The organism is Pseudoalteromonas sp. N1230-9, from assembly GCF_032716425.1.
Taxonomy (GTDB): Bacteria; Pseudomonadota; Gammaproteobacteria; order Enterobacterales; family Alteromonadaceae; genus Pseudoalteromonas.
Map to the genome: position 1 here is coordinate 489749 of NZ_CP090419.1, position 26087 is coordinate 515835.

Genomic DNA, 26087 nt, shown 5'->3' on the forward strand with positions numbered 1-26087 from the left:
TTACTCATGGCACGTTATTTCAGACGTCGTAAGTTCTGCCGCTTTAAAGCGGAAGGCGTACAACAAATCGATTATAAAGATCTAGCTACTCTTAGAAACTATGTTACAGAAAGTGGCAAAATCGTACCTAGCCGTATCACAGGTACTAGCGCTAAATATCAGCGTCAGCTAGCAACAGCTATCAAGCGTGCTCGCTACTTAGCCCTTCTTCCATACACTGACTTACATAAGTAAGCAGCGGATTAACAGTTTTTAAAAGGTGTAGAGACATGCAAGTTATTCTACTAGACAAGATCGCAAACCTAGGTGGCCTAGGTGACCAGGTTGTAGTTAAATCTGGCTTCGCACGTAACTTCCTTTTCCCACAAGGTAAGGCAGTTCCTGCAACTAAAGCTAACATCGAAACTTTCGAAGCACGTCGTGCTGAGTTAGAAGCTAAGATCGCTGAAGATCTAGCTGCTGCTCAAGCTCGTGCTGACAAGCTAGAAGCATTAGCTGAAGTAACACTAGTTTCTAAAGCTGGTGACGAAGGCAAATTATTCGGTTCAATCGGTACTCGTGACATCGCTGACGCTATCTCAGCTGTTGGTGTTGAAGTTGCTAAATCAGAAGTTCGTTTACCTCTAGGTACTATCCGTGAGACTGGCGAATTTGACGTTGCAATCGCAGTACACTCAGACGTAACAGCTACTATTAAAGTAATCGTTATCGCTGAAGCTTAATAGCAATATTAAGTAATAAAAGCCGTGCTTTGAAGCACGGCTTTTTTGTACCCGCTTCTTTTCAATTGGTACAAAAGCAGCTTTATAGTCTTACCTATATTTTAAACATTAGTGCTTTTATCTTAATTCCTTCTTCTTGATTAGTATAATTGGTGTACTCAATATGAAATTGCTTAAATTGACACCGACAACGCTGTCATTTATATTTGATTCGTAAAAAAGTGGTAAGGATTTAAGGTTGAAAAGTAAATTATCATCAAATAATAATTATAAACAACGTGGATTTACGCTCATAGAAGTTCTCATTGTCATCGCTATTTTAGGTATTTTATACAGTGTGGCATTACCTGCTTATACCGAGCATATGCAGCATAGTAGACGTGCTGATACCCAACAAGTTTTATTACAGTATGGTGCCAGCCTCGAACGCATATATTCGAGAAATGGTGGCTATCCTAATGCATTTACAACACAAAATACTGATTACTACACCTTTACGTATACGCCAACGAAAAAGGCTCCTGGAGCCGTTGTTGATTTTAAAAACCGTGGTTTCAATTTAAAGGCAACGCCTAAGTCTGGCTCAGCTCAGGCTGGAGATCGCTGTGGTGAACTCATGATTAAACATGACGGTAGTAACAGTGCTGCTGTAAATGATTGTTGGGAGTAGCTGTTGTGCATAAAGCGGCTGGGTTTACTTTAATTGAGTTAATGGTTGTGCTTGCGATCATTGGTATTTTAGTCAGTCTTGCTTTTCCGTCATTTAGTCAGCAAATCCTACAAGACCGTATTGTAACAACAGCTAATCAACTCAACAGTGTTTATAAATATGCTCGTAGTGAAGCTGTAAAGCAAGAGCGTCAAATTAAATTGGTGGTCAATAATAATCTCTGGCAAGTTACTTTAAACGAAGCGGGATCAGATACTGTATTAAAAGAGTTTGCAATTACTAAGGCTGGCGTAACAGTAAACCTAATTGCGCTAACCGTTAGTGCAAGTGGTGAAGTAGACCAGCAAGCCCAAATTGATATTAAAGATAATCACACCAATACCACAGATTATGTAATGTGTGTCCTTAAAAGTGGTCAAAACTGGTTAGCTGAATCATCAAAGGGATGCGCATGAAAAAGCAAGCTGGCTTTTCTTTATTAGAGGTAATGATTTCGGTTGTGATTGCTGGTATCGCTTTACTTGGTTTAGCAGCTGCTCAGTTAAAGTCGCTACAATATGCAACAAATAGCTTTCACTACACGGTGTCTTTAATCCAAGGTCAAAATAGTATTGAGCGGATATGGCCTCGCATTTGTGAAATTCAAAAAACTAACCCCGCACTTTTCCAAGATGCTGATTTTAGAGCCAGTTTGGCCCCCCAAGTAGCTGATTATCAAATTACGATTCCTGCGACTTATAATGATGATATGCAAATTAATGTTGCGTGGGTTGATGAGCGCATGACCGATAATGCAGAAAATCAAATAAGTCTTAATGCCAGTTTTCCTGACTTGTCGGCAGTGTGTCTATGAATAAATTAGCACGCGGGTTTAGCCTTATTGAGTTGATGGTTGCCTTAGCCGCAGGGGCATTTTTACTTGCTGGTGTGAGTTTGTCATACGCAGCAATTAAAGGCACGATTGAAGTTAGTAAAGAGCTTGAAAATGCGCAAGAAGTTATTCGCTATACCAGTAAAGTATTCAACCGCAGCATTAAGCAAACACAGCTTGTACCCTCCATTAGTGCGGATAAATCAACCATAACAATCACACAACCAGAGGGCGTGATTGCATGTAATGGCACTTTAACCACGGGCGTTATGACTGAAGTGTATAGCCTAGATAATAGTAGTTTAATGTGTTCACTCAATGGTGCTGCCGCTGAGCGTTTATTAACGGGCTTAGAAAGCGTGTCGTTTAGCTTATCTGGAGAGCTGGTTAGTATTGTTGTAAAACCTCAAAAACTACCTGCTCAATTTGGTGCAGGAATTAATATTGATGTTGCTCTAACAAACACTATTTTAGTAAACGCATATGGTGGAAATAGTGTCTAAAAAACAACAGGGTTTTACGCTTATAACAGTATTAATTTTAACCGGAATGGCCAGTGTTGTTGTGCTTAGTTCATTACGAGAAAATATTGTTCAAGAGCGATTAAGTGGTAATTTCCAGAAAAAGCTCAATAGCCGCCTATTGGCAGAAAAAGGGGTGTTCGAGCAAGCTAAACTACTACAGCAAACATTGAACCGTGAAGGTGTGCTGGCCATAGATGAACTAATTGATAAAACGGGTAATGCCAGTGGTGTAGGGGTGATTGGCGATGATGCAAAATTTACCGCTTTACTAAGCAAAAACCTTGATGGTGAACTGGAAATTGCAAGTTTAGGTCAACGTTATGCAGGTGATGCTCAAAGCAATTTAGTCGCTCGTTTTAGTGTGCAAGGGGGCAAAGGGAGTTCGGCATTTACCAATGCAATGGTGGGTTGTAAAGGTGTGAATTTGTCAGGTAGCGGCACCATCGATAGTTACGACTCAAGCAAAGGAAGCTACGAAGAGACAAAATCGAGTGATGGTGATGTATCGACAATTGATGGCGATTCAGATGTTGTTCTTTCAGGGCATTCACCTATTAAAGGTGACGTAAAAGCAACGGGTGTTATTTATTTAAATGGCTCATCTCCGATAATTGGTAATATACGCTCAAATACGGGAGTTAATATTTCATCAGGCAGTGGTTTACGTATTGATGGTAACGTATACACGCGAGGTTTTTATATCCATAAAGGTGGTCGGGTATCTGGGGTTGTTAGAGCCAACGGCGATGCTTCTATGCAGTGGTCAACTTATATTGATAATACACAAGGCGAAAGCTTAGACATTATGTATGGTGGAACGGGTAATTTTAAAGATACCTATAATAATCAGCAAGATGGTGTGCACTATAGTAATCGTAAGTTTAACGTGAACCCAAATGTAGAGCCCATCACAGTCGCAGATCCAAGTGCTCCAGATTATGACCCTACAAACCCTGATACAAGCTGTGATCCTTTAATCATCCCCGAGAAAATGGCACAGCTGCACAGCGACACCGACAGTTATCATTCGCTATCAATTGGGGCTACCCAACAGTTTAAACTAACCAATGAAAAGGGCTTTTTTAGCCAGAATGGTAGCCAAGTGATACTCCCAAGTTTAAGTGATGTATTTTTATTTGATACCAAGATTCAAAACCAACCACATGGTTCGACAAGTAAGGAATATGTGTTTGCTCTAGACAAGTTAAAATTGACCAGTGATGGAAAAATGGAAGTTTCAGGGGGCGATGTTATTTTATTTATTGATGGTGACTTTTCGATGGAAGGGGACACGCGTTTAACGATAAAAAAAGATAGCAGCTTAACGATACTTATCACTGGCAAAATTAATATAGGGGCCGGTGCGAGTGTGATCACAGAGCAAGAGGGCTTAACGACAAGTGGTCATCCATCGTTGTCATTCTATTCATCATTTACTGGTGTGAATGGGGTGCAATTTAGTGGTGCTGCAAATCTATATGCGGCAATTTACGCACCTTTAACAACAGTAAAATTATCGGGCAGTGGTGAACTGTTTGGTAGTGTTCGTGGTTCAACGATTACTGCCTCAGGGGGCAGTGGCGCTCACTATGATGCTGGCCTTTTAAAAGTGCAAAATGGTGGAAAACCATCAACGCCTGCTCGAATCGTGTTTTTAGGTTGGCGTTATAAAACTGAAGAAACTATTCAACAAAACAGTGAAGGCACGTCTACTAACTAGCTATAAATAGTGTCAGGTCAACTAGTTGCCCTGACACGTTAAAAAAATTTAATTTCATTTAAACCTTTTGAATCTCCCCTTACGTCTAATACACTAAATTCACAATAATAATCATAAAGGACGACATCCAGGATGTTGATAGATGCAGAACAAGCGTTCGTCCAGCAAAGTGAGCATGCCTTAATTGAACGCGTTAAAAGCGGTGATCAAGGTGCTTATGCAACACTTTATGAGTTGCATGTGAAGCGGGTTTATAGCCTTTGTTTGCGATTACTTGCAGATAAAGAGCACGCCGAAGATGCAACACAAGAAGTGTTTGTGCAGTTATGGCACAAAATAGCGAACTTTGATGGGCGTTCACAGTTTTCAACATGGTTACACAGTGTCACCAGTAATATTGCGATTAGCTATATTCGCAAACACAAAAGCTGGTTTCAGAAAGTAGTGAGTTTTGAGCAAAGCGGTATGGATGAGCAAAGTGCAGCTGATTGCAACGGTTTTAATGGTCTCGATAAATTAGTGCTGAGACTACCTGAGCGAGCACGTATGGTTTTTGTGCTCCATGCTATTGAAGGCTATCGCCATGAAGAAATAGCAAGCATGCTTGATATGGCAGTCGGTTCAAGTAAATCGCAATTTCACCGTGCAAGGCAGTTATTAAAAGAGTGGTATGAAAATGAGTAAGCCAGAATTTGAACAATTTTTAAATGACTCGCTTAATCAAAAGCAAGATATTGGTCCAGAAAAAGATCTCTGGCAGGGTATTGAGCGAGCAATTGCAAGGCCGCAAACGCAGCAATCAGATAAGCCAACGCATGGCTGGAATAAGCTCGCTGCTGTTGCCGCTTGTTGTATTGCAGCACTTTTAACTGTGCAGCTTTTTGTAGGCCAACACGGTGAGTCAAACAGCATGATGGCAATGAGCAATTATTTTACTAAGCAAAAGCAAGGTTTATTAGTGCAGTATCAAAACCAACCTGCATTAACAGATAACTGGCAGCAACAGTTAAAAGAGTTAGAAGAAGCTGAGAGTGCCATCAAGCAGGCTCTCGAGAATGAACCAGAAAACCCTGCTTTATTACAAATGCTATCGCAGGTTTATCAGCAACAATTAGATTTAATTAACAAGGTGCATGCACCGAAGTGGCAAACGATTTAGGAGTAACAATTATGAAATTACTAGTCTTAACATTAGGATTACTGCCACTGATGGCAATGGCAGGACAAACCATTAATGAACAAATTGATGTACCTGCAAATAAACGCATTTTTATTGAAAACCAACGTGGTGATGTGCGCATTGAAGGGTGGGATAAACCACAACTTAAAATCGAAGGTGAGCTTGACGATAAAGCACAAGGTTATCGTTTAGAGGTTGAAGGCAGCCGTGTTGAATTTATCGTAAAAATGCCGCGTAACTTAAGTGGTTGGAATAGCGGCGATGGCTCTCGTTTAACTATTTACATGCCAAAAAGCAGTGAGCTTGAGTTTGCTGGGGTGAATGTAACGGTCAGTGCCAAAGAGCTTGAAGCGGGCGCTGAGATCGATACCGTCAATGGCGATATTACAGTGCACAATATAAGTGGCAACATGAGCTTTGAAACGGTCAATGGGGATGTAAATGCTCATGACCTGAACGGAGATATTCGCTTTGAAACCGTCAATGGCGAAATTAACGATAAAAACTCGCTAGGTGCTTTACGTTTTACCGCGGTGAATGGCGACATTAAGTCAAAGACCAAAGCGCAAGATGTGCGTCTTGAAAACGTAAACGGTGATATCGACTTTGCTTTTGATGCAATTAAAAAGCTGCGTATCAATACCGTAAACGGTGAAGCAGAAGTTCACATCAATAAGCTGCTTGAAGATGCTAATATTCGTTTTGAATCAGTTAGTGGTGATGCGGAGTTTTACTTCCCAACTGATGTATCGGCAAAGTTTGAAATTGAAGCGCATGCTAACGGTAAAATTGTAAATGAGCTCAGTAGTGACAAAGCGACTAAAGCGAAATACGGCCCATCTAGCGATTTAGAATTTAGTATTAACGGTGGGGATGCTGATATTGAAATGGATACCATTAGCGGGCGTATTGAACTTCGTAAACAGAAATAACGATTACAGTTCACTCAATTACAATATTTCACTCAATTACAATAAAGCGGGAAGTTTTCCCGCTTTACTATTTGCACAGCCTTTGCAAGTCGATAGAATAGAGCCATTCAATTTTAGTTTTGTGATGTTATGGCCAAACCAGATAAGCAAGTCGATACCTTAAAAGTCCCTCCCCATTCAATAGAAGCTGAGCAATCTGTTTTAGGTGGTTTAATGCTTGATAATCAAGCGTTTGACCGTGTTGCTGAGTTAGTGGTTGCACAGGATTTTTATACCCGCACCCATAAGCTGATTTTTGAAGCTATGGTGAGCCTTGCTGAAGGTGGTGATCCGATTGACTTAATCACTATTTCTGAAAATTTAGAAAAAAACAATCAGTTAAGCAGTATAGGTGGTTTCGCCTACCTTGCTGAAATAGCGAAGAACACACCAAGTGCGGCAAACATTGATGCTTACGCGAATATCGTGCGTGAGCGTGCTGTTATCCGTGAAATGATTGGTGTTGCAAACGAAATTGCCGAAGCCGGTTTTAGCCCAGAAGGGCGTACCAGCCATGACTTACTCGACTTCGCTGAAAGTAAAGTATTCAAAATTGCCGAGCAGCGTACAAAAAGCACTGAAGGCCCACAGAGCTTACACAGCATTCTAGAAAAAACTGTTGATAAGATTGAAGAGCTTTACCAGTCGCCGCAAGATGGTGTAACGGGTGTTAGTACGGGGTATGCCGATCTAGATAAAATGACGGCGGGTATGCAGCCTTCAGACCTTATTATCGTGGCGGCACGTCCATCGATGGGTAAAACCACCTTTGCGATGAACTTAGCGGAACACGCTGCAATGACACAAGATAAGCCAGTACTTATTTACTCACTAGAGATGCCGTCAGAGCAAATCATGATGAGGATGCTGGCATCGCTAGGCCGAATTAATCAAACTAAGGTTCGTACCGGTCAGCTTGATGACGACGATTGGGCGCGTCTGTCGTCAACCATGGGCTTGTTAATGGAAAAAGGTAAGATGTATGTTGATGATGCATCGGGCCTAACTCCAACGGATGTGCGCTCGCGTGCGCGCCGTATTGCTCGAGACCATGGCGGTATTAGTATGATCATGGTCGATTACTTGCAGTTAATGCGTGTGCCAAGCTTGTCGGATAACCGTACCTTAGAGATTGCTGAAATCTCACGTTCATTAAAAGCACTGGCAAAAGAACTGCAATGTCCGGTTATTGCACTATCGCAGCTTAACCGTACCCTAGAGCAACGTGCCGATAAACGCCCAATCAACTCCGACTTACGTGAATCGGGCTCAATCGAGCAGGATGCCGACTTAATCATGTTTATTTACCGTGATGAAGTATATAACGAAGACAGTACAGAAAAAGGCGTGGCCGAAATCATCATAGGTAAGCAACGTAACGGCCCGATCGGTAAAGTACGTTTAACCTTCCAAGGTCAATTCTCGCGTTTTGATAACTACGCGGGTCCTGCAATGGATGATGAATATTAATGCGTTTAGCCATTGCTGAAATTAACCTAAAAGCGCTTGCTCACAATTTAGCACAGGTGAAGCGCTTTGCACCTGATTGCAAAGTAATGGCTGTATTAAAAGCGAATGCTTATGGTCATGGCTTAGTTAAAATCGCCCAATACTTAAATGATGCGGATGCATTTGCGGTTGCACGCATTGACGAAGCGCTAGCGCTTCGTGCCGGTGGATTGACAAAACCTATAGTGTTGCTTGAAGGCTTTTTTCATAAAGATGATTTACCCATTCTTTTAGCGAATAATTTTCAAACCATTATTCATGATGAAAATCAGCTAAAAGTGCTTGAAGAAGCACAGTTAGATGCGCCTATTGCTTGTTGGTTAAAAGTGAATACCGGCATGCATCGTTTAGGTATTTCACCGTCACAGTTTGAAGGGTTTTATAGCCGCCTAAAAGCCAGTAAAAATGCGCACAATAACATTAAGTTGATGACTCATTTTTCATGTGCTGATGATATTAACGATGATAAAACTGCGCAGCAGATTGCTTTGTTTGATGGCTTGGTTGCAGGAAAAGGTCAGCGTCATTGCTTGGCAAACTCCGCAGGCATTATCGCATGGCCTAACGGACATGGTGACTGGGTTCGACCAGGGCTGATGCTGTATGGGGTGTCGCCTATGCTAAATAGTATTGGTCAACAACATGGCTTAGAACCTGTGATGCGTTTAAAAACCCGTGTTATTGCGATTCGTGATGTTGACGCGAATCAGTGTGTTGGTTATGGCGGTCGTTGGCACAGCGATAAACCAACCAAGCTTGCTGTGGTCGCGATGGGGTATGGTGATGGTTATCCACGACACGCAGAGCAGGGCACACCGGTCGTTATTAAATCACAACGTTACGGCATTGTTGGCAGTGTGGCGATGGATATGATCACGGTTGATATTGGTGATAACCTCGACAATATCAAAGTGGGTGATGAAGTGATCATGTGGGGGCCTGAGCTTCCCGTTGAAGAAGTTGCCCAGTGCGCGACAACCATTCCTTATGAGTTACTCTGTAATATTACCCCACGCGTAAGCTACGAGTATCAAGAGTAACCTTGTAGTTACTCTTTAATGAAATACACGTCGGTAAACCCCATTCGTGCAAACTCTTGATCACGAAAGTTACGCACTGCTGAGGAGCCTTTTGAAGTCATTTCGACTTGCTGCTCCATTTTTAAATAACTTGTTAAATCAATACCTTCAGCCGCTGCAATCGCATGGTACATATCGCGGTATTTATCTTTAGCAAAATTGATTTCGCGAGGTTGGTTTTTAAATTTGTAAGTGATGCGGCGTGCCATTATGAATCCTCAAAGTTTATCGGGGCTGATTTTACACTAAAAACTAGCCATAGCCATGACTTGTTAGTATAAGCGGGTTACAATGCCATACTTTTCAAAGACTCGGTAACTCATAATGAAACTTTCAGTAGAGATCAGTAAGTACCCACTACATCAAGACTACATTCCATTTATCAAAGGTTTTATTGACCGTGTAAACAGTTATGAAGGGCTTAAAGTAATCACCAATACCTTGTCTACCCAGATTTTCGGTGATTATGATTTAGTGATGTCTGTATTGAATACTGAAATCAAACGTTCTTATGAAGAGTTTGGTAAAGCGATTTTTGTGTGTAAGTTTTTACATGGCGATTTATCGCCTAGCGATGATTAATACCACAAGGTTACAGTAAAGCATGGATTTTTTGACAGACACGTTTGCAGGATTTACTGCGATGTCTCTTTGGGAATATATTGCAGTTGCACTGTCAATGGCGTATTTACTACTTGCGATTAAAGAAAGCCTGTGGTGCTGGCCCGCCGCTTTTATAAGTACCTTTATTTATACCGTAATGTATTGGAATGGCGCTCTTTTGATGGAGTCGCTACTTAATTTTTATTACATGTATATGGCGGTATATGGGTGGATGGTCTGGCGTCGAGGGATGAATAATAAAGATCATCTTCCGATTATTTCATGGTCGTTAAAAAAACATGCTGTTATCTTGCTTTTAACCTCATTAATTTCAGTGATTATTGGCTTTGTAATGGCTAATTATACCCATGCTGATTTTGCCTACCTTGATAGTTTTACAACCTGTTTTGCTGTTGTTACGACTTATTTGGTTGCTAAAAAGGTGCTCGAAAATTGGTTATACTGGATTGTGATTGATGCTGCATCAATGTACCTGTACTTTGAAAAAGGGTATTACCCAACACTCGTTTTATTTGTTTTTTATACGGTTATGGCGGCGTGGGGCTTTAAAACTTGGTATGAAGAATACGAGCAACATCAAGCTAAGCCACTTGCACAGCTATAATGAAAACAGAGCAACAAATTCATGCGCTATTTACGCGCTTTAACTCACGTTTAGTTATTACTTCAATCAGCCCGCTGGTTGAGGGGCTAAGCAATGATAACTACCTAGTTAAAACAGCAAGCCAAGATTTTTTGGTTAAGCACTATCGCGACCACTGGCCGGCGATAGGCCTTGCAGCGCAAGGGCATTTTGCAAAGCAAAGCTGCTGCCCAGCCCCACTTTGGTTAGAGCAAGCAACCGATACGGCTATTTTCGAATACGTGGCAGGCAGCATTGCCAGCGGTGATTTTTGTAGTAGCTTATTGCCCGACTTAGTTAATTTACATCGTTATCCTGTGCTAACCGAGCCGATGGATATTGCCTACGAAATTAATTACTACCAGCAAACAGCGCGTTATCAGCAACATGCTGAGTTAATTAAGCAGTCTCTGGCTTATATTGCTTCAGCGCCTAAAGACATGGGTTTTTGTCATAATGATTTAGTGAAAGAAAATATCATTGTGAATGAGACGGGTATGTTTTTAATCGACTTTGAATATGCCAAAAGTAATGATGTTTATTTTGACTTGGCTGCGCTGGTGGTGAGTTTTGGACTCAATGATTCGCAGCAACTGCAGTTACTTAAAAACTACCAATCACTTGTGTGCGAACACCGTGAATTCAGCTTATCGCTTGAAAAGCTCGCTGCGTTTCATGCTGTATTTTTACTATTGTGTATTTGTTGGTATGAACAACGCGGTGCAATGGATAAAGTGGCGCCACTGCTTACACAGCTTAACCACTTTATTAAGGAAGTAAAAAATTAAAGGCCGCCAATTCGCTCGGCGAGTTCTTTATACTTTTTTACATCTTCTGGTTCAAATAAAGGCTCACCTTTGTCATCTTGTGATTTCGAGATTAGTAAATGCTCGCGAGCAAGTCGTTTAACACGTTCGACTTTTACACCTAAAAATTCTGCAACTTGCTCTGTAGACATTAAACTCATATTCAAATTCCCCTTACACGGCAATGAGTGCCATTTGTTATTTAATTTATTAAGTATACGTTAATACCGTGGTTCTGCCCGAATGTGAAGTGTTTTAATGCAATTTGCTGAATTTATAAGCATATAGGGCTTTAGATGCTAGCATTTAAGGCAAGATGCCATTATCATTGCCGAGTTGTCATACTGATATCGCGAGTCAGTATTGATGACGACAAATGTGCTCTCGTGGTGAAATGGATATCACGTGGCCCTCCGGAGGCTAAGTTGCAGGTTCGATCCCTGCCGAGAGCGCCATTTGCTCCGCTATTTATTTCCTTTTTAAACTTATCATTCCTCCATCAAACTACTTACTTACGATAGTAAAGCTGCATATTTAAGCCTGTTCAAACATCATCCCTTATAAGTAATTCATTAAACTTATTTGTATTTTATGTTCCTGCGTTTAAGTCTGTTACTTAAAATACTTTAAATTTCCTTTTTAATTGCAAGTTTAATTGATAATCATTATTGTTAACCTTGTTTCGGCATAGCTATACGCAAGTGTACTTAGTTTCTCTTGTACTGTTGATTTCAAACTGCGTTTTATGTTGATAGACACACCATTAAAGCTTAAAAGGAAACTTAATGAACTGCTTAAAGAATTTACTTTTTATTACTGCACTTATCGGCAGTAGTTTTGCAAATGCACATGAAGTTTGGTTGGTAAAGTCTGCAAAAGGCGATGATATAAAACTGTATTTAGGAGAGCCAGGTGAACCTGAATCTGGCGATATTATTGCAAGGCTAAAAAATGCACAGGTATTTGTTAATGATAGTCAGTCGACTTTAGCGCTTACTCAACACCAAAACTATTGGTTAGCTGAGGTAAAAGAGCAAGGTGATGTAAGAGCTTTCATAGATGATTTATGGGAACCTTGGAAAATGGAGAAAACCTCAGAACAAGAGGCGGATAAGCTCCAAGCGGCTAAGCTTTTTGCTAAGGCTGGCCGTCAAGATACCAAAGCTAAACAAGAGCTTGAGTTCGTGCCAAGCAAAGCAAACGGGAACACCTTTACACTTGTTTATAAAAATAACCCTGTTGCTGATCATGCTGTATTAGTGCAAACACCTAGCCAGCAATTAAAAATAACAACCGATAAAAAAGGGCAATTAACTGTTACCAATAAAGAGAAAGGAACCTATATTATTTCCAGTGATTACCCTGTTGAAGGAAAGGCTGTCGTTGCCGGTAATCAGGTTGATAGCACGTATAATATTGTAACGATTAGTTTTCGAGTTGATTAACTTTAAAATGTGATACGCATTTTAAACTTACTAGTTAGCTCTTTAATTTTGGCTACCTAAGTCAAATAGTCGGCTAGCTTGTGAGTGAGAATGTGGTTTGCTGATACTGTTATTATTTTCTACACTAGTCGAACTTGTATTCTTTTAAAGATAAAAATATGACTTATAGTCCAATACCTTGTGCTGACTACGATCAATATGAGCTTTGGTGTATGCAAAACGCTGAGTTGTTGATCACATTAGATTCTGGTGAGCAGCTTCAGGGCAAAGCAGTAAATTTGAAAATAATACACCCCGATGGTGAACACTTAATTATTACAACTGCAAAAGGCGAACATAACGTTCGCCTTGATTTAATTACTTCAGTAGTTGTTGTTTAACCCTAGTTAGAGCCACTTTTTATTTTTAAAGTAAATGCCAATACCGACAGTAAGCACGACTAAAAATATTAAAAATACGCTGAATGCATAGGGGTTTTCAGTACCTGGTATACCGCCAACATTCACACCTAATAAGCCTGTTAAAAAGCCCAGTGGCAAGAAAAGTGCCGCGACAACCGACATCACATACATACGTTGATTAAGTTGCTCAGACACTTGATTAGCAATAGTTTGTTGAATGATTTGCGCGCGCTCAATTGAGCTGTCTAGCTCTTCTAAAAAGCGAATTAACATGTTGGTTGTTTCGTTTAAACGTGCTTTATCATCTTCATCTAACCACTTGTACTTATTGTTTAATAAAGTGATAAGGGCTTCTTTTTGTGGCCTTAAATAGCGTTTTAGAGCAATGGTTTGGCGACGCATTTGCGCTAACGCTTGGTTATCAAAGCCTTTATTTGGTTCGTCAATTTCATCTTCAAAAATATCTAACGTGTCATCAAGACTATCAATCACACCTTGCATGCGTGATGTTAAATTTTGTGCCAAATCACACACTAATTCAGAGATTGAACAGGGGCCGTTACTATCATTAAATGACGCAACAACATCTTGTACAGAGAGCAAACGACGTTTGCGAGTTGTCACTATGATGTTTTCATTAATGAATAAACGTAAAGACACCATGTCTTCAGGGCTTTGCGCAGGATTTAGATTAACGCCACGCAAAAATAGCATAGTGCCATTGGTAACTTTAGTCAGGCGCGGGCGTGTCTCATCTGCTGTCAATGATGCTAATTCGTAATCAGTTAATAGATTACTGCTTTCAAGCCACTGAATCGCCTCAGGCTGACTATAATCCATATGAACCCAAAGTTTTCCGTGTTCGGGTTGCCAATTTTGCAGCTCAGTACTATTGTCAATAGCACGCGCACCGCCTTGCTCGTCTAAAATTAAGACATGAAGTAACCCATTGATCATATTGAACTCTCGTTTTACAAATAGTGCGATATAGTTGATTATAGTTTAGCCTACGTCAATTAAATCGATTTATCGAGGGGATAAATATATTTCGTTGGTGTTTCTAGCTCTGTAGCGTATAAGACACTTTTTTATAGAGGGCACATTAATGACTGCAAAAATTATTGTTGGCTGGCGCGAATGGTTGAGCTTACCTGAACTGGGAATTGATAAGATCAAAGCGAAAGTGGACACTGGTGCGCGTACTTCGTGTATTCATGCTTTTGATGTTGAAGAGTTTTCAGAAAATGGTGAGAACTGGGTGAAATTTTCAACCCACCCTTTACAAGACGATGAAGAAACAATAGTAGAGTGCCGCGCAAAAGTTGTTGAGCGTAAGTATGTGACCAGCTCAAGTGGTCAGCGCGAACTTCGCTACTTTATCGAAACAAAATTAGTCGCAGGAAACCAAAGCTGGCCTGTAAGGGTGACTTTAAGTAACCGTTCAACAATGAAGTTTAGAATGTTGTTAGGGCGTACAGCAATGGAAAACCGCATAGTCGTTGATCCGGCTTTATCTCATTTATTATAGAAAAGGACTTATCACACGTTTTTACGTGTATGAGTTTATCAGTTAAGGTTTTTAACTATGAAACTTGGTATTTTATCACGCAACCAAAATTTATATTCAACACGTCGCTTGATTGAAGCTGCTGAGCAGCGTGGTCATGAAGTAAAAGTGATTGATGCACTACGTTGTTATATGAACATCAATTCAGAGCAACCTGAAATACATTACCGCGGTGAAAATTTAAAAGATTTTGATGCAATTGTACCGCGCATTGGTTCATCAGTGACTTTTTATGGCTGCGCAGTATTACGCCAATTTGAAATGATGGGTGTATTCCCTGTGAACGAATCAGTCGCAATTACTCGCTCACGAGATAAGTTACGTTCATTACAACTATTGTCACGTAAAGGCGTAGGCATGCCAGTAACAGGGTTTGCGAGTAAACCTGATGATGTAAAAGACTTACTAAGCATGGTAGGTGGTACGCCTGTTGTAATCAAGTTACTTGAAGGTACACAAGGTATCGGCGTGGTATTAGCTGAAACACGTAAAGCGGCAGAAAGTGTAATCGAAGCGTTTATGGGTTTAAAAGCCAATATCATGGTGCAAGAGTACATCAAAGAAGCGGGCGGTGCGGATATTCGCTGTTTTGTATTAGGTGATAAAGTGATTGCGGCGATGAAACGTCAAGCCCAAGAAGGTGAATTCCGTTCTAACTTACACCGTGGTGGTAGCGCGACTTTGGTTCGTATTACCCCAGAAGAAAGAAAAACCGCTGTTGCAGCAGCTAAAGCAATGGGCTTGAATGTAGCGGGCGTTGATTTACTTCGCTCAGCACGTGGTCCATTGGTGATGGAAGTAAACTCGTCACCAGGCCTTGAAGGCATTGAAGTTGCAACAGGTAAAGACATTGCTGGCATGATTGTCGAGTTTATTGAAAAAACAGCGGCATCAAAAAGAACAGCAACGCGTGGTAAAGGCTAGGCCTTTACCTGCTATTGATATAAGCGCTCTATTAAAAGGAACAGTGCGTGGCAAAGGTTAAGAAAAATACACCGTTTTCAATTTTGGGTGATACTGTTGGGGTTGGAGAACGCAAAGCGTTTTCGATTGAGGCTGCAAAGCTTTATACCCACTCACCGTTGAATATTCCGATTGAAGTTGTAAATGGAGTGCAGCAAGGGCCTGTGCTAATGGTGTGTGCTGCAATTCATGGTGACGAGTTAAACGGGGTTGAAGTTGTAAGACAGTTACTTGCTAAAATCGACCCAGAGCAATTGCGTGGAACCATTATTGCTGTACCGATTGTGAATGTATTTGGCTTTATCCATAAGTCGCGTTATTTACCTGACCGCCGTGATATGAATCGTAGTTTTCCTGGTTCAACACGAGGCTCGTTAGCAGGGCGTATGGCGAATGCGTTTTTTACTCAAGTAGCAGTGCATTGTACGCATATTATTGATTTACATACTGGCGCAATCCATCGTACTAACTTGCCACAGATCAGAGCCAACTTAAGTGACCCCGAGACTGCAGCTATGGCTAAAGCATTTGGTACGCCGGCAGTGATTGACGCCTCATTGCGTAATGGCTCATTGCGTAGTGAAGCGGCCAATTTAGGCATTCCTGTTATCACTTATGAAGCGGGAGAGGCACTGCGCTTTGACCCAATTGCCATTGCCGCAGGCGTGCAAGGGGTTGATTATGTTATGCGCCATTTAAAAATGGTGCGTGGCAAGCGTGCTAAAAAGCTTCCTGAGCCAGTGATTGCAAGTTCGACGAGCTGGATACGTGCCGAAGTGGATGGTATTGTCCGTGCGCAAGTATCCCTTGGTGAGCGAGTGATGAAAGGGCAGGTGCTCGCTTATATAAGTAGTCCATTAGGCGATGCTGAGCTTGAGCTACTGGCACCCCGCAGTGGTATTGTTATTGGCCAGCAAACGATGCCACTTGTAAACGAAGGGGATGCAGTGTTTCATTTAGCCTACTTTGCCCATGCGAATAGCCTTGTAGAGCAACAGCTCGAAACCTTTATTGATGAAATAAGCGATATTGAAGACGAGCTAAAAACGGCTGAACTTAATAACTAATAGCTGTTAATCTTTTACTTTAAAAGCCGCAATTTGCGGCTTTTATTATTTGAGATAAGCGTTAATTACAGACATTTCTGATTAACCAAACATTGAATTAACTTCTTTAGTGTTTAAAATAGAGACGAATGGAATTAGTCAATTTATAAGGAAATTACTATGTCTGCACATGCTCGTCGCGCAATTGCTCAAAGGCAGCGCCAACAACAAATTCAAAACATACTCGCCAGTAATAATCATACAATGTTAATCATGAACTCAGCGGAGTTTGTTGACTACATTATTTCCGTAAAAATGAAACAGGGGTATTCTCGTGCACAAGCTGTTGATTGGATTGATGCGCAGTTAAAAGAATATAACTCTGTATCTAATAAATGGGAAAGAATTAAAGGTGATTTAAAGTTCGGTGTAGGCTTATATCCTTTGTTTGATGATGTAAGATCGCTTACTGTACTAGCTGCAGCACTTAAACAGCAGGGAAATGTGTTCGGCAAGTTTAAAATCAAAGTGTATAACGGCTCGCCAGCCATAATTATAGACTCATACCCACGAATCCGTGAACACTTAACAGGGACCCGATACTTAGCAAGTAATCCAAAGTTATTTACAGTTGGTGTGGGCAGGTTAGAAGCGGCAAAGTCAATGAAGGGTGGGTTTATTGTTACTTTGATCGTCTCCGTCTCTTTTCATGCATTGGATCTTGTTTTGAGGGATGAAACAACATGGCATGACTTCGTTGCAGGTGTTGCTGTTGATATGGCAGTTGTGGGGGCGACAATAGCTACAACATTACTGATAACTACCTTAGCAAAATATTTTTTAGGTGCGGTAGTCATAACTTCAGCTTCTATCCCTTTAATTATAGTTGTCGCAGTAGGAACTGGATTTACCGTTTTGTCGATGATATTTAAAAATGAAATTGATAACTTAGTAAGGTATTTGGCCGAAGAACTTAGAGTTATAGAGGTTAAAATCGCGGAAGGAATTATAAAACTTACACCCAAAAAGCCTGTTTTGGAGGAGGTTCATTGTGATGGCCTGTCAAACTACTTTTACTCTTTGTTTGGTGTACCAAAACTAAATATCAAAGGTGGCTCATGTCGTTATTGAAGTGGGAAAAGTCAGAAGAGAGGTTTTCTGACCTCAAACTTAAAAATAAAATAATATTTTTTTTAGCCTTTATTTTTTTTCTTGGTATGGGCTGGGGTTACATATATGGGTCATATTATGGTTTAGTTAATCATATACTTATTGATGACAGTTTGTTTTATATTAGTGAGTTTGGCTATGCGGCACCTTTGATATTTTTTATTCCATTTCCACTTTTTATTATTATAGCAGGAATCCAAAAAGCATTAGATTATAAGAATGATAAAACAAGTATTCTTATGCTGAAATCAATGTGTTTTGCTATTCCTCTATATTTTATTTTTTCCATTATCTGTAGCTTTTACATTGAAGCAAATTTAAAAAACCATGGCTACACTTATTGTTCATGGTATAAGTATTCGCCAACACGCTCACCTGATGTATGGCTGAAAAATAGTGAGCTTTGTTTAAAAGTTCATCATTATGTTGTGTCAGATGTTGAAGAGTGGTTTGAGTGGCATAATGAACAAGGTATTGAACCTCAACTTGATGAGCTAAAAGCCTTTATTGCTAAAAAAAACAAAGAGCAGGGACGATAAAATAGCCTAATATAATATATTTTAAAAAGGAACTTCATGCTAATTTTAAAGTGGGAAAAATCAGATGAAAAGTTTCAAGAACTTACTTTAAAAGCTAAGTTTTTACATTTGTTTAGTTTCTTACTCTTTTCAATATTTACAGCCACTTTATTGTATTTATCATACATAGGTGTTTTTAAGCATTTACTTCTGGACTCAAGACGTTTTTATATTAGCGAGACTGGCCTGCTAGCACCCGCGATATTCTTTTTACCTTTTCCATTTTTTATGGTTGTCGCAATTATTCAGAAAGTTTTTAATTATAAAATCGATCAAACATTTAAATTTATGATAAAAACTTCAACTATTGGTATAGCCTTGTTTTTTGTTTCTATATTTGTTTGTAGTTTTTACATAGAAGCAAACTTAAAAAAGCATGGTTATACTTACTGCTCTTGGTATAAATTTTCCCCGACGCGCTCACCTGATGTGTGGTTAAAAGATAGCCGTTTTTGTTTGAAAGAGGGTGCAATTGTTGCTTTAGACGTTGAGAAATGGTTTGAATATCATGACAATAAAGGTATTGAACCTCAACTTGATGAACTTAAAGTATTCATTACTAAAGCGCGTAAAGAGCAAGGTCGTTAAAATATAAGAATATAATTCTATCTAAAAAGGAACTTCATGCTGTTTTTTAGGGGAAAAGAATCTGAAGGAAATTTTTCAGATTTTGAACTCAATAAAAAAGTGATTATTTGTCTGACATTTATATTATTGCTGCTTTTGGCTTATGGATACATGTATGGTACTTACGTAGGTGTGAAAAATCATTTAATTATTAATGATGAGCTATATTACATTAGTGAGGTAGGTTACCTAGCTCCAGCTGTTTTTTTAGTACCATTTCCTATTATTGCTATTATAGGCGGTGTTCAAAAGTTGTTAGGGAAAGAAAATAATAAAACTGCTAAACATCTAATAAAGTCATTGCTTTATGGTGTTCCCTTGTATGTGGCTTTTTCAATTATTTGTAGCTTTTATATCGAAGCAAACTTAAAAAACCATGGTTACACTTACTGTTCGTGGTATAAATTTTCCCCGACACGCTCCCCTGATGTATGGCTAAAAAATGGTGAACTTTGCTTGAAAGTTCATCATTATGTTGTGTTAGATGTTGAAGAGTGGTTTGAATGGCATAATGAACAAGGTATTGAACCTCAACTTGATGAGCTAAAAGCCTTTATTGCTAAAAAAAATAAAGAGCAAGGTCGCTAAAATAAACGAATGTAATTAGATATCAGAAAAGGAATTTCATGCCATTTTTTAAATGGGAGAGATCAGATGAAAAGTTTTCTGATCTTAATTTTACTACTAAATGTTGGCTACTGTTTGGCTTGATATTTATGACTTGTATTGCGATTTTATTGCTTTATGGGGCAAATAAAGGAATGAATGAGCATGTGTTTTTTGATAAAGGTGATTATTATGTAAGTGAGGTTAGTATTCAGGCTCCTGCTTTCTTTTTATTACCATTCCCAGTATTAATGATGATTGGGATAATTCAAAAGATCTTTAATTATAAAAATGAAAAAACATTTTTGCTGATGATAAAGTCAACATTAGCTGGCATAGTTTTATACTTTATTTCGTCGATTGTGTTGAGTTTTTACATTGAAGCAAACTTAAAAAACCATGGCTACACTTACTGCTCTTGGTATAAATTTTCCCCAACACGCTCCCCCGATGTATGGCTAAAAAATGATGAACTTTGTTTGAAAGTTCATCATTACGTTGTGTCTGATGTTAAAGAGTGGTTTGAGTGGCATAATGAGCAAGGTATCGAACCGCAACTTGATGAACTAAAAGCCTTTATTGCTAAAGTAAATAAAGAGCAAGGTCGCTAAGTTAAATCGTGGCTGTTTGAAATTAGACAGTTTTAGTGTGATTCAAAGCCGCAGATGCGGCTTTATTTTTTGGGGCCTAGAATACGTTTTGTCGATGCTGTTTTCGTTGGGGCAGGGGCTTTGTTGAGCACCATCACAGGGCGGGTAACAAAGATGTTATTAGGGTAAATAACTTTATGCCCATCAACGTGTTCAAGCACAACATTCATTAATCCCATTTCAGTAATGCGACCTTCAAGAAAGTTTGCGCCATCAATCACTCTTACCCAATAGCCAACACGGCAGTCGTTTTGAATGAACATGAGTAAAAAGGCTGTTAAGTTACTAAGAAGTGACCATGCAGCAAACAGTGCAACGCCGAGCATGGCAAAAATTGAGGAGCCAAGCACTAACAAACCACGCAACTCGATCCCCCAAAAAACTAATACTAAGCACAGCATAACAATGGCTAGAATAATATTTAGTAGGAGCTCTGCGCGGTATTCACGATGAGGATCGGCTTTTCCTTTGATTGCTTTAAGCAACAGCTTTTTTGTGGTTTTACGAAGCAACGGGTAAAGCAAAATCGCGATGATTGTGACGATTAAATGGTATTGCTCATTAAAAAGTTCGACGAAGTCCAAATGGGTTCCTAAGTTAAAGATTTACGCACCAATTTTAGCGTTTTAGGCTGTGAAAAACAGTACTTTAAAAAGTATTTTTAACGGTGACGAGCCACTGCACAGAGTCAATATCATCATCTTGTTTGTTAATTGGCGCAGCAATATCGAGGTGAATAACCGTGCCTGCATTTGCGCGACTTGGGGCTAAGCGAAGCCCAACTCCGACGTTTTGTAATACGTTGCCGTTGGAGCCATTGTCTTTATCGTTATACCAAGCACGGCCTATATCGTAAAAGGCTGCACCGCCGACTTTAAATAATTGTAGTAAGTCATATTCCCAATAATAGCGTTTTTCTAATGTTACTAGAAAGCTGCGATCACCTACTTGGTAATCCAAAGGGTAACCGCGTAAACCATTCTCGCCCCCTAAGGTTAGTTGCTTATCTGCGGTCAGGTTTTTTGCATATTGCAGACGCACTTTTGCATACCAAGTTTGTTGTATGCTGGTGTTTAAGTAGTACTGAACTTGTGAACTGGTTATTAAGTTTTCAACATCGTCTTGCTCTTCATTCCAATAGCCATCAATGTCTGCTTTGAAACGCCATAGTTGATTATCACCAGTGTAATGCGCTTTAGATAAAGAGAGCGAGTAAATGGTGCGGCTGGCATCATCACTTATATCTTTACTTGAATAGCCCAGTAAGGCACTAATATTCCAGCCTAAATTAAGATCCTCGGTGCGGTAGATACTGTCAAAATTTCTCACTTTAACAAAATGGTCTTCAAACCACTGGCCACGAATATAGGGGTAACTTACGTTACGATCATTGGCGATCGGTAAATGTGTTTCAGGAATGGCTGCAAAGGTATCTTCCCGGTTTTCAAACCCGATGCTAAGGCGCTGAGTCCAATTATTTGCAAAATGACGTGAGTGGCCAAAGTAGGCCCTATTTAAAATCGTTTTTTGTTCAAATTCGCTAACAACATCACCGCGGTAATATAGCGACTCACGACGCTGGTCAGAGTAACTCGTAAAACCATAGCTGTAAGGAGTATCTATTGAGAAAAAGGGATAACTTAAATCTATGTAGTGGCGTTTACCATCATCGTTGTCTGAGTATTCAATACGCCCTCGATAACGGCTAGATAGAATATTAGGATCATCATATACGAATAGATAACCGGTACGATCAGCATCACGCGTGCGCGAGAAAGAAACGCGTTTACCCCATCCTAAAAAGTTAGATTCACGAAAACCAATACTCGATTCGTTTTCACCGCCACTGCGGCTAAAGCTTATTTCAGGAAGCAAAGTCCATAAATCACGCGTCACGACCTTCACACGAACATTACCATCGCAATCAAGGTTAGCGTGAATGCGTGCGTCATATAGGTAGCCTTGCTTACGTAGGAGCCGCTCTGATTCTAGTAGCTTACGAGGGTTATAAGTATCGCCTTCACTGAACAGTAAAACGCTATGAATAACCTCAGGCTCCGTTGTCATGTGCGCGCGGTTTGCAAAGCGAAATAGAAAGTTATCTTCTTCTTCAAGTTTAGTGTTGAAGACATTAAGTTGCTCAAGCTCGACAGCAACAATTTTGCGATTTTCGGCGGCTTCGGGGAGTGGGTTGTCGGTATCAAGTTGGCGACGTAGGTTGTTATCTTGTGATTTAAGCGTACGTTGGTTTTGACAATAATTGTTATCATCACTAGGTAGCTGCTGCGCATATGCACTTGCTGCCATGCTTACTGTCAGTAATGTCGTTAACCGAGCAACAAAGTGCGACTGCTTAAATCCCATTTACACCCTTAGTTGTTTATGTCTTATACAGATACTACATACTAAGCGCAGAAAAAAGTCTAGCTTATTATTGTAACTGCATAACTAAATACTGATAAAGGTCAGCTAATAAGGCTGCTGCTTCAACGCCTTCGGCGTTAATCCAAATACTTTCACTGTAATGTTCAAAGTTTAGATTAAAACTATGATCTGTAAAGTGAAACCTTACTCTATGTCGATCAGCTCCTGCATCAAAGTCAGCGGTTTGAATAGCTGGAGCGTGCAGGAAAAGTGTAGCCCATAACGCAAAGTCTTCATCGGTGGGATGTTCGCTTGGCGTGATGATAATAACTTGATGTTCAGCATCGTATAAAAGTTCAGTCATACTTACCCTAGTTGGCTGCGAGGTAATCGCGAATGGTATTTAAAAACGGTGCCCCGTACTTGTTAAGCTTTGTAAAACCAACACCCGATACTTTCAAGAACTCACTGTCATTGGTTGGCATTAGCTGCGCCATTTCAGCAAGGGTTTTATCATTGAACACCACATAAGGCGGCACATCGTCCGCATCTGCAAGCTCCTTACGTAGAGCACGCAGCCGCGCAAACAGCTTTTTATCATAATTAAATTGAGCGAGTTTATCTTGGTATACGTGTTTCGCTTGAAGGCGGGGTTCTGCCAGCTGTAGGGCGTATTCACTTTTAAGCACTGCACGTGCAGCTTCGGTTAAACGAAGCGAAGAACCTTGTGTGATGTCTTGGCTCAATAAACCCTGATGAATAAGCTGCCTTAAAATACTCAGCCAAAACTCCACACTGTGATCTTTACCTATCCCATAGGTGCTTAGCTGGTGGTGATTATTATCACGGATACGACTGGTGTTAGCGCCGCGCAACAGCTCAACAATATAACCAATACCAAAGCGTTGCTCAGCACGGTAAACACAGGATAGTGCTTGCTGGGCAACCAGTGTACCGTCAAAGCTTTTTGGTGGATTTAGGCAGATATCGCAGTTGCCACACGTTTCGCGTTTGTATTCACTAAAGTAATTGAGCAAGATTTGTCTGCGACAGGTTTGTGCTTCGGCAAAGCTGGCCATAGCGTTAAAGCGCTGCTCTTCAACACGGCGACGTTGCTCGTCCTCAATATCTTCAAAAAAGCGGCGTACGCGGCCGATATCAGCCGGATCAAAATACATAATCGCTTCTGCTGCAAGGCCATCACGACCAGCACGGCCTGTTTCTTGGTAATAGGCTTCAATGCTTTTTGGAATATCGTAATGCACTACAAATCGCACGTTTGGTTTGTTGATGCCCATGCCAAACGCAACGGTGGCGACCACAATTTGAATATCGTCACGAGCAAAGCCCGATTGTACAAATTGGCGTTGCTCGTTACTCATACCTGCATGATAAGCCGCGGCATTAAATCCTGCGTCAGCGAGCTTTTCAGCCACATCATCAACCCGTTTTCGGCTGGTACAGTAAATTATACCGCTTTGATTTTGCTGCTCTTTTAAATAACGAAGTAGTTGCACCATCGGTTTGAACTTTTCTTCAATGGTGTAACGAATATTGGGTCTGTCGAAGCTGCCAGTGTGCACGTATGGGTGATTAAGCTGGAGCTGTTCAATAATATCGTAGCGCGTTGCTTTGTCTGCTGTGGCAGTTAAGGCCATCATGGGCACATGCATAAAACGCTGTTTTAATTCATTGAGCCTACAGTAATGTGGCCTAAAATCGTGCCCCCAATGCGATACACAATGGGCTTCATCAATCGCAAATAAGGCTAGCTTAAGATGGCTCAAACGCTCTAAAAAATCATGCTGTAAGACTTTTTCTGGTGCAACATATAAAAGCTTAATTTGACCATAATGCAGTTGCTGATACACCGCTTGTTGTTCTTCAAATGGCAAGCTGTTGTTAATATAAGCGGCTTGAACACCAAGGGCACGAAGTTGCGCAACCTGATCTTGCATGAGGGAAATAAGTGGCGAAATGACCACTGTGACGCCATCAAGGATCAAAGCAGGTACTTGATAGCACAATGACTTACCACCGCCAGTAGGAAGCAGCACGAGCGAATCTTGTCCGTCTAGCGCGGCGGCTATAATAGCGTGTTGGCCATCACGAAACTCACTGTAACCAAATACTTGTTTGAGTACGGCTTGTGGTGAGCGAATGGGTGTGTTGGTTGTTGCGGTATTGGTATTCATCGCGAGCATTTTAGTGTTTTTTTATAGCGATGTCTTTAGCAATATACTTAAACAACCTCAAGATGCAGAATTCAACGTTTCACAGGGGCTTAATATCAAGGCGTTACTTTGCAACAATCAGTCCCTTTTAAGAAGTAACAACGATGAGAGTAAGTGCCTGTGGAGCGCCCAAAGGGTTTATTTAACCCGTTTTAGTTGCGCAGTTAGAAAGGGGGCGTAAAATAGTGTTTTTAATCAATAAAGCCTAACTTATGCCTACCAATACCGAACAGCGAAAAGGGGTCATTTTCGCATGTTTAGCCTTTTTTATGTGGGGCTTAGCACCCATTTATTTTAAGCTTCTACAAGATATTTCTGCTTTTGAAATATTGATGCACCGTGTTATTTGGTCGGTGTTATTTTTACTTCTTATTATTGCTGTTCGTCATCAGTGGCAGCGAATTCGAGTTGCTTTAAGTCAGCCTAAACTGCTGTTTATGCTGGTGGTTACCGCTACCTTGTTGGGTTTTAATTGGGGGTTGTTTATTTGGGCGGTGAATAATAACCACATGCTGGATGCAAGCTTAGGTTATTACATAAACCCGCTTTTAAATGTATTACTAGGGATGCTTTTTTTAGGTGAGCGTTTACGTAAGTGGCAAGGTGTTGCAGTAGGTTTAGCCTTGTGCGGGGTACTGTTACAGTTGGTAAATTTTGGCTCTTTCCCTGTGGTTGCGTTCTCATTGGCGGGCTCGTTTGCTATTTATGGTTTACTACGTAAAAAGCTGCCTATTGAGTCATTACCAGGTTTGTTGCTCGAAGCGCTAATTTTACTGCCTGTTGCATTGATTTACTGGTGGTTAATGGTGCCGACTACAAGTTCAGATTTTACTGCTAATAATTGGCATATTAACTTATTGCTGATCAGTGCTGGTGTTGTGACAACTTTACCTCTTTTATGTTTTACAGGTGCAGCTAAGCGCTTGCAATACAGTACCTTAGGTTTTTTCCAGTATATAGGTCCGAGTTTAATGTTTGTGCTTGCTGTGGCGTTTTATGGTGAAGTATTTGATGCTGAGCGGGTGGTCACATTTGCGTGTATTTGGAGTGCGTTGGCATTATTTAGTTGGGACTCTTATCGCCAAAGCCGTAAGCAGCGAAAAGCACAGCTAGCCGCCGTAACTAAGCCAGTATAAAG

General features: G+C 40.4%; 33 protein-coding genes and 1 tRNA gene. 27 read left to right on the forward strand and 7 right to left on the reverse strand.

The window, feature by feature from the left end; genetic code table 11:
• The first annotated feature begins 6 nt into the window (after positions 1–6).
• From rpsR to alr, 12 genes are all read left to right on the forward strand, one after another.
• Positions 7–234 carry a 30S ribosomal protein S18 gene (gene rpsR, locus LY624_RS02325; RefSeq protein ID WP_002962753.1) on the forward strand — a complete coding sequence of 76 codons (228 nt, stop codon included), beginning with the start codon at positions 7–9 and terminating at the stop codon, positions 232–234.
• Between the two features lie 35 nt (positions 235–269).
• Positions 270–722, forward strand: a complete 453-nt coding sequence (gene rplI / locus LY624_RS02330; RefSeq protein ID WP_062567345.1) for a 50S ribosomal protein L9 — start codon at positions 270–272, stop codon at positions 720–722.
• A 238-nt stretch (positions 723–960) separates the two neighbouring features.
• Positions 961–1392 (forward strand): type IV pilin protein, encoded by a 432-nt coding sequence (locus LY624_RS02335; RefSeq protein WP_130151701.1) that lies wholly within the window; start codon positions 961–963, stop codon positions 1390–1392.
• Positions 1393–1397: 5 nt separating this feature from the next.
• Positions 1398–1847 carry a GspH/FimT family pseudopilin gene (locus LY624_RS02340; protein ID WP_341803785.1) on the forward strand — a complete coding sequence of 150 codons (450 nt, stop codon included), beginning with the start codon at positions 1398–1400 and terminating at the stop codon, positions 1845–1847.
• Entirely contained in the window at positions 1844–2245 is a 402-nt protein-coding gene (locus tag LY624_RS02345) for a type IV pilus modification PilV family protein (protein WP_130151703.1), read from the forward strand. Before LY624_RS02340 ends, LY624_RS02345 begins: the two co-directional genes overlap by 4 nt.
• Positions 2242–2766 carry a prepilin-type N-terminal cleavage/methylation domain-containing protein gene (locus LY624_RS02350; RefSeq protein ID WP_237119746.1) on the forward strand — a complete coding sequence of 175 codons (525 nt, stop codon included), beginning with the start codon at positions 2242–2244 and terminating at the stop codon, positions 2764–2766. The genes LY624_RS02345 and LY624_RS02350 overlap by 4 nt, the downstream gene beginning before the upstream one ends.
• Positions 2759–4507 carry a DUF7305 domain-containing protein gene (locus LY624_RS02355; protein WP_341803786.1) on the forward strand — a complete coding sequence of 583 codons (1749 nt, stop codon included), beginning with the start codon at positions 2759–2761 and terminating at the stop codon, positions 4505–4507. The genes LY624_RS02350 and LY624_RS02355 overlap by 8 nt, the downstream gene beginning before the upstream one ends.
• Positions 4508–4639: 132 nt before the next feature.
• Entirely contained in the window at positions 4640–5191 is a 552-nt protein-coding gene (locus tag LY624_RS02360) for an RNA polymerase sigma factor (protein WP_130151706.1), read from the forward strand.
• Complete coding sequence (locus LY624_RS02365) at positions 5178–5666, forward strand: hypothetical protein (RefSeq protein ID WP_205989574.1); 489 nt, start codon at positions 5178–5180, stop codon at positions 5664–5666. Before LY624_RS02360 ends, LY624_RS02365 begins: the two co-directional genes overlap by 14 nt.
• Before the next feature lie 11 nt (positions 5667–5677).
• Positions 5678–6619 (forward strand): DUF4097 family beta strand repeat-containing protein, encoded by a 942-nt coding sequence (locus tag LY624_RS02370; RefSeq protein WP_341803787.1) that lies wholly within the window; start codon positions 5678–5680, stop codon positions 6617–6619.
• A 129-nt stretch (positions 6620–6748) separates the two neighbouring features.
• Complete coding sequence (gene dnaB, locus LY624_RS02375; RefSeq protein WP_062567352.1) at positions 6749–8128, forward strand: replicative DNA helicase; 1380 nt, start codon at positions 6749–6751, stop codon at positions 8126–8128.
• The gene (gene alr, locus LY624_RS02380) at positions 8128–9207 is read left to right on the forward strand and encodes an alanine racemase (protein ID WP_130151709.1); all 1080 of its coding nucleotides are present in this window, start codon (positions 8128–8130) and stop codon (positions 9205–9207) included. Before dnaB ends, alr begins: the two co-directional genes overlap by 1 nt.
• An 8-nt stretch (positions 9208–9215) precedes the next feature.
• Here alr and LY624_RS02385 read toward each other — a convergent pair whose 3' ends face one another.
• Entirely contained in the window at positions 9216–9455 is a 240-nt protein-coding gene (locus tag LY624_RS02385) for a DUF2960 domain-containing protein (RefSeq protein ID WP_341803788.1), read from the reverse strand.
• A gap of 115 nt (positions 9456–9570) precedes the next feature.
• On the opposite strand from LY624_RS02385, the gene LY624_RS02390 reads away from it, so the two are divergent.
• From LY624_RS02390 to LY624_RS02400, 3 genes are read left to right on the forward strand one after another with little or no spacing between them, the layout of a single operon-like run.
• Positions 9571–9828, forward strand: a complete 258-nt coding sequence (locus LY624_RS02390) for a YkoF family thiamine/hydroxymethylpyrimidine-binding protein (protein ID WP_130151711.1) — start codon at positions 9571–9573, stop codon at positions 9826–9828.
• Positions 9829–9850: 22 nt separating this feature from the next.
• Positions 9851–10474, forward strand: coding sequence for a nicotinamide riboside transporter PnuC (gene pnuC / locus LY624_RS02395; RefSeq protein ID WP_341803789.1), 624 nt, complete (start codon positions 9851–9853; stop codon positions 10472–10474).
• Positions 10474–11280, forward strand: coding sequence for a phosphotransferase (locus tag LY624_RS02400; protein ID WP_341803790.1), 807 nt, complete (start codon positions 10474–10476; stop codon positions 11278–11280). The genes pnuC and LY624_RS02400 overlap by 1 nt, the downstream gene beginning before the upstream one ends.
• Here the strand turns inward: LY624_RS02400 and LY624_RS02405 are convergent.
• Positions 11277–11459, reverse strand: a complete 183-nt coding sequence (locus LY624_RS02405; protein WP_062567358.1) for a hypothetical protein — start codon at positions 11457–11459, stop codon at positions 11277–11279. The genes LY624_RS02400 and LY624_RS02405 overlap by 4 nt on opposite strands.
• Positions 11460–11678: 219 nt before the next feature.
• Here LY624_RS02405 and LY624_RS02410 point away from each other — a divergent pair.
• The 3 genes from LY624_RS02410 (at position 11679) to LY624_RS02420 (ending at position 13123) form a co-directional block, all read left to right on the forward strand.
• Positions 11679–11753 (forward strand) — tRNA-Arg (locus LY624_RS02410).
• A 330-nt stretch (positions 11754–12083) separates the two neighbouring features.
• Positions 12084–12743: a DUF4198 domain-containing protein gene (locus LY624_RS02415; protein WP_341803791.1), complete on the forward strand. Its 660-nt coding sequence runs from the start codon at positions 12084–12086 to the stop codon at positions 12741–12743.
• Positions 12744–12901: 158 nt separating this feature from the next.
• Positions 12902–13123, forward strand: coding sequence for a Rho-binding antiterminator (locus tag LY624_RS02420; protein WP_130151715.1), 222 nt, complete (start codon positions 12902–12904; stop codon positions 13121–13123).
• Positions 13124–13129: 6 nt separating this feature from the next.
• Here the strand turns inward: LY624_RS02420 and zntB are convergent, their stop codons facing one another.
• On the reverse strand, positions 13130–14101 hold the full coding sequence (gene zntB, locus LY624_RS02425; protein ID WP_062567361.1) for a zinc transporter ZntB: 972 nt from the start codon (positions 14099–14101) through the stop codon (positions 13130–13132).
• A 148-nt stretch (positions 14102–14249) separates the two neighbouring features.
• Between zntB and LY624_RS02430 the strand changes: the two genes are divergently transcribed.
• From LY624_RS02430 to LY624_RS02465, 8 genes are all read left to right on the forward strand, one after another.
• Positions 14250–14672, forward strand: a complete 423-nt coding sequence (locus LY624_RS02430) for an ATP-dependent zinc protease family protein (protein WP_062567362.1) — start codon at positions 14250–14252, stop codon at positions 14670–14672.
• A 57-nt stretch (positions 14673–14729) separates the two neighbouring features.
• Positions 14730–15635 carry a 30S ribosomal protein S6--L-glutamate ligase gene (gene rimK / locus LY624_RS02435; protein ID WP_062567363.1) on the forward strand — a complete coding sequence of 302 codons (906 nt, stop codon included), beginning with the start codon at positions 14730–14732 and terminating at the stop codon, positions 15633–15635.
• Between the two features lie 47 nt (positions 15636–15682).
• Positions 15683–16741 carry a succinylglutamate desuccinylase/aspartoacylase family protein gene (locus LY624_RS02440; RefSeq protein ID WP_062567364.1) on the forward strand — a complete coding sequence of 353 codons (1059 nt, stop codon included), beginning with the start codon at positions 15683–15685 and terminating at the stop codon, positions 16739–16741.
• A 159-nt stretch (positions 16742–16900) separates the two neighbouring features.
• Complete coding sequence (locus LY624_RS02445) at positions 16901–17851, forward strand: hypothetical protein (RefSeq protein ID WP_341803792.1); 951 nt, start codon at positions 16901–16903, stop codon at positions 17849–17851.
• Positions 17839–18429, forward strand: a complete 591-nt coding sequence (locus LY624_RS02450; RefSeq protein WP_341803793.1) for a DUF1240 domain-containing protein — start codon at positions 17839–17841, stop codon at positions 18427–18429. Before LY624_RS02445 ends, LY624_RS02450 begins: the two co-directional genes overlap by 13 nt.
• 36 nt (positions 18430–18465) lie before the next feature.
• Positions 18466–19056, forward strand: a complete 591-nt coding sequence (locus tag LY624_RS02455; RefSeq protein ID WP_237119739.1) for a DUF1240 domain-containing protein — start codon at positions 18466–18468, stop codon at positions 19054–19056.
• Between the two features lie 36 nt (positions 19057–19092).
• The gene (locus tag LY624_RS02460) at positions 19093–19683 is read left to right on the forward strand and encodes a DUF1240 domain-containing protein (protein ID WP_341803794.1); all 591 of its coding nucleotides are present in this window, start codon (positions 19093–19095) and stop codon (positions 19681–19683) included.
• A 38-nt stretch (positions 19684–19721) separates the two neighbouring features.
• Positions 19722–20312: a DUF1240 domain-containing protein gene (locus LY624_RS02465; protein ID WP_341803795.1), complete on the forward strand. Its 591-nt coding sequence runs from the start codon at positions 19722–19724 to the stop codon at positions 20310–20312.
• Positions 20313–20374: 62 nt separating this feature from the next.
• Here LY624_RS02465 and LY624_RS02470 read toward each other — a convergent pair whose 3' ends face one another.
• From LY624_RS02470 to recQ, 4 genes are all read right to left on the reverse strand, one after another.
• Positions 20375–20935: a mechanosensitive ion channel domain-containing protein gene (locus LY624_RS02470; protein WP_062567371.1), complete on the reverse strand. Its 561-nt coding sequence runs from the start codon at positions 20933–20935 to the stop codon at positions 20375–20377.
• A 64-nt stretch (positions 20936–20999) separates the two neighbouring features.
• Positions 21000–22658, reverse strand: coding sequence for a BamA/TamA family outer membrane protein (locus LY624_RS02475; RefSeq protein ID WP_341804376.1), 1659 nt, complete (start codon positions 22656–22658; stop codon positions 21000–21002).
• 124 nt (positions 22659–22782) lie between these two features.
• Positions 22783–23079, reverse strand: coding sequence for a DUF3630 family protein (locus LY624_RS02480; RefSeq protein ID WP_130151720.1), 297 nt, complete (start codon positions 23077–23079; stop codon positions 22783–22785).
• A gap of 7 nt (positions 23080–23086) precedes the next feature.
• On the reverse strand, positions 23087–24910 hold the full coding sequence (gene recQ / locus LY624_RS02485; protein WP_237128017.1) for a DNA helicase RecQ: 1824 nt from the start codon (positions 24908–24910) through the stop codon (positions 23087–23089).
• Positions 24911–25161: 251 nt separating this feature from the next.
• Between recQ and rarD the strand changes: the two genes are divergently transcribed.
• Entirely contained in the window at positions 25162–26085 is a 924-nt protein-coding gene (rarD, locus tag LY624_RS02490; RefSeq protein ID WP_341803797.1) for an EamA family transporter RarD, read from the forward strand.
• Positions 26086–26087: the final 2 nt, after the last annotated feature.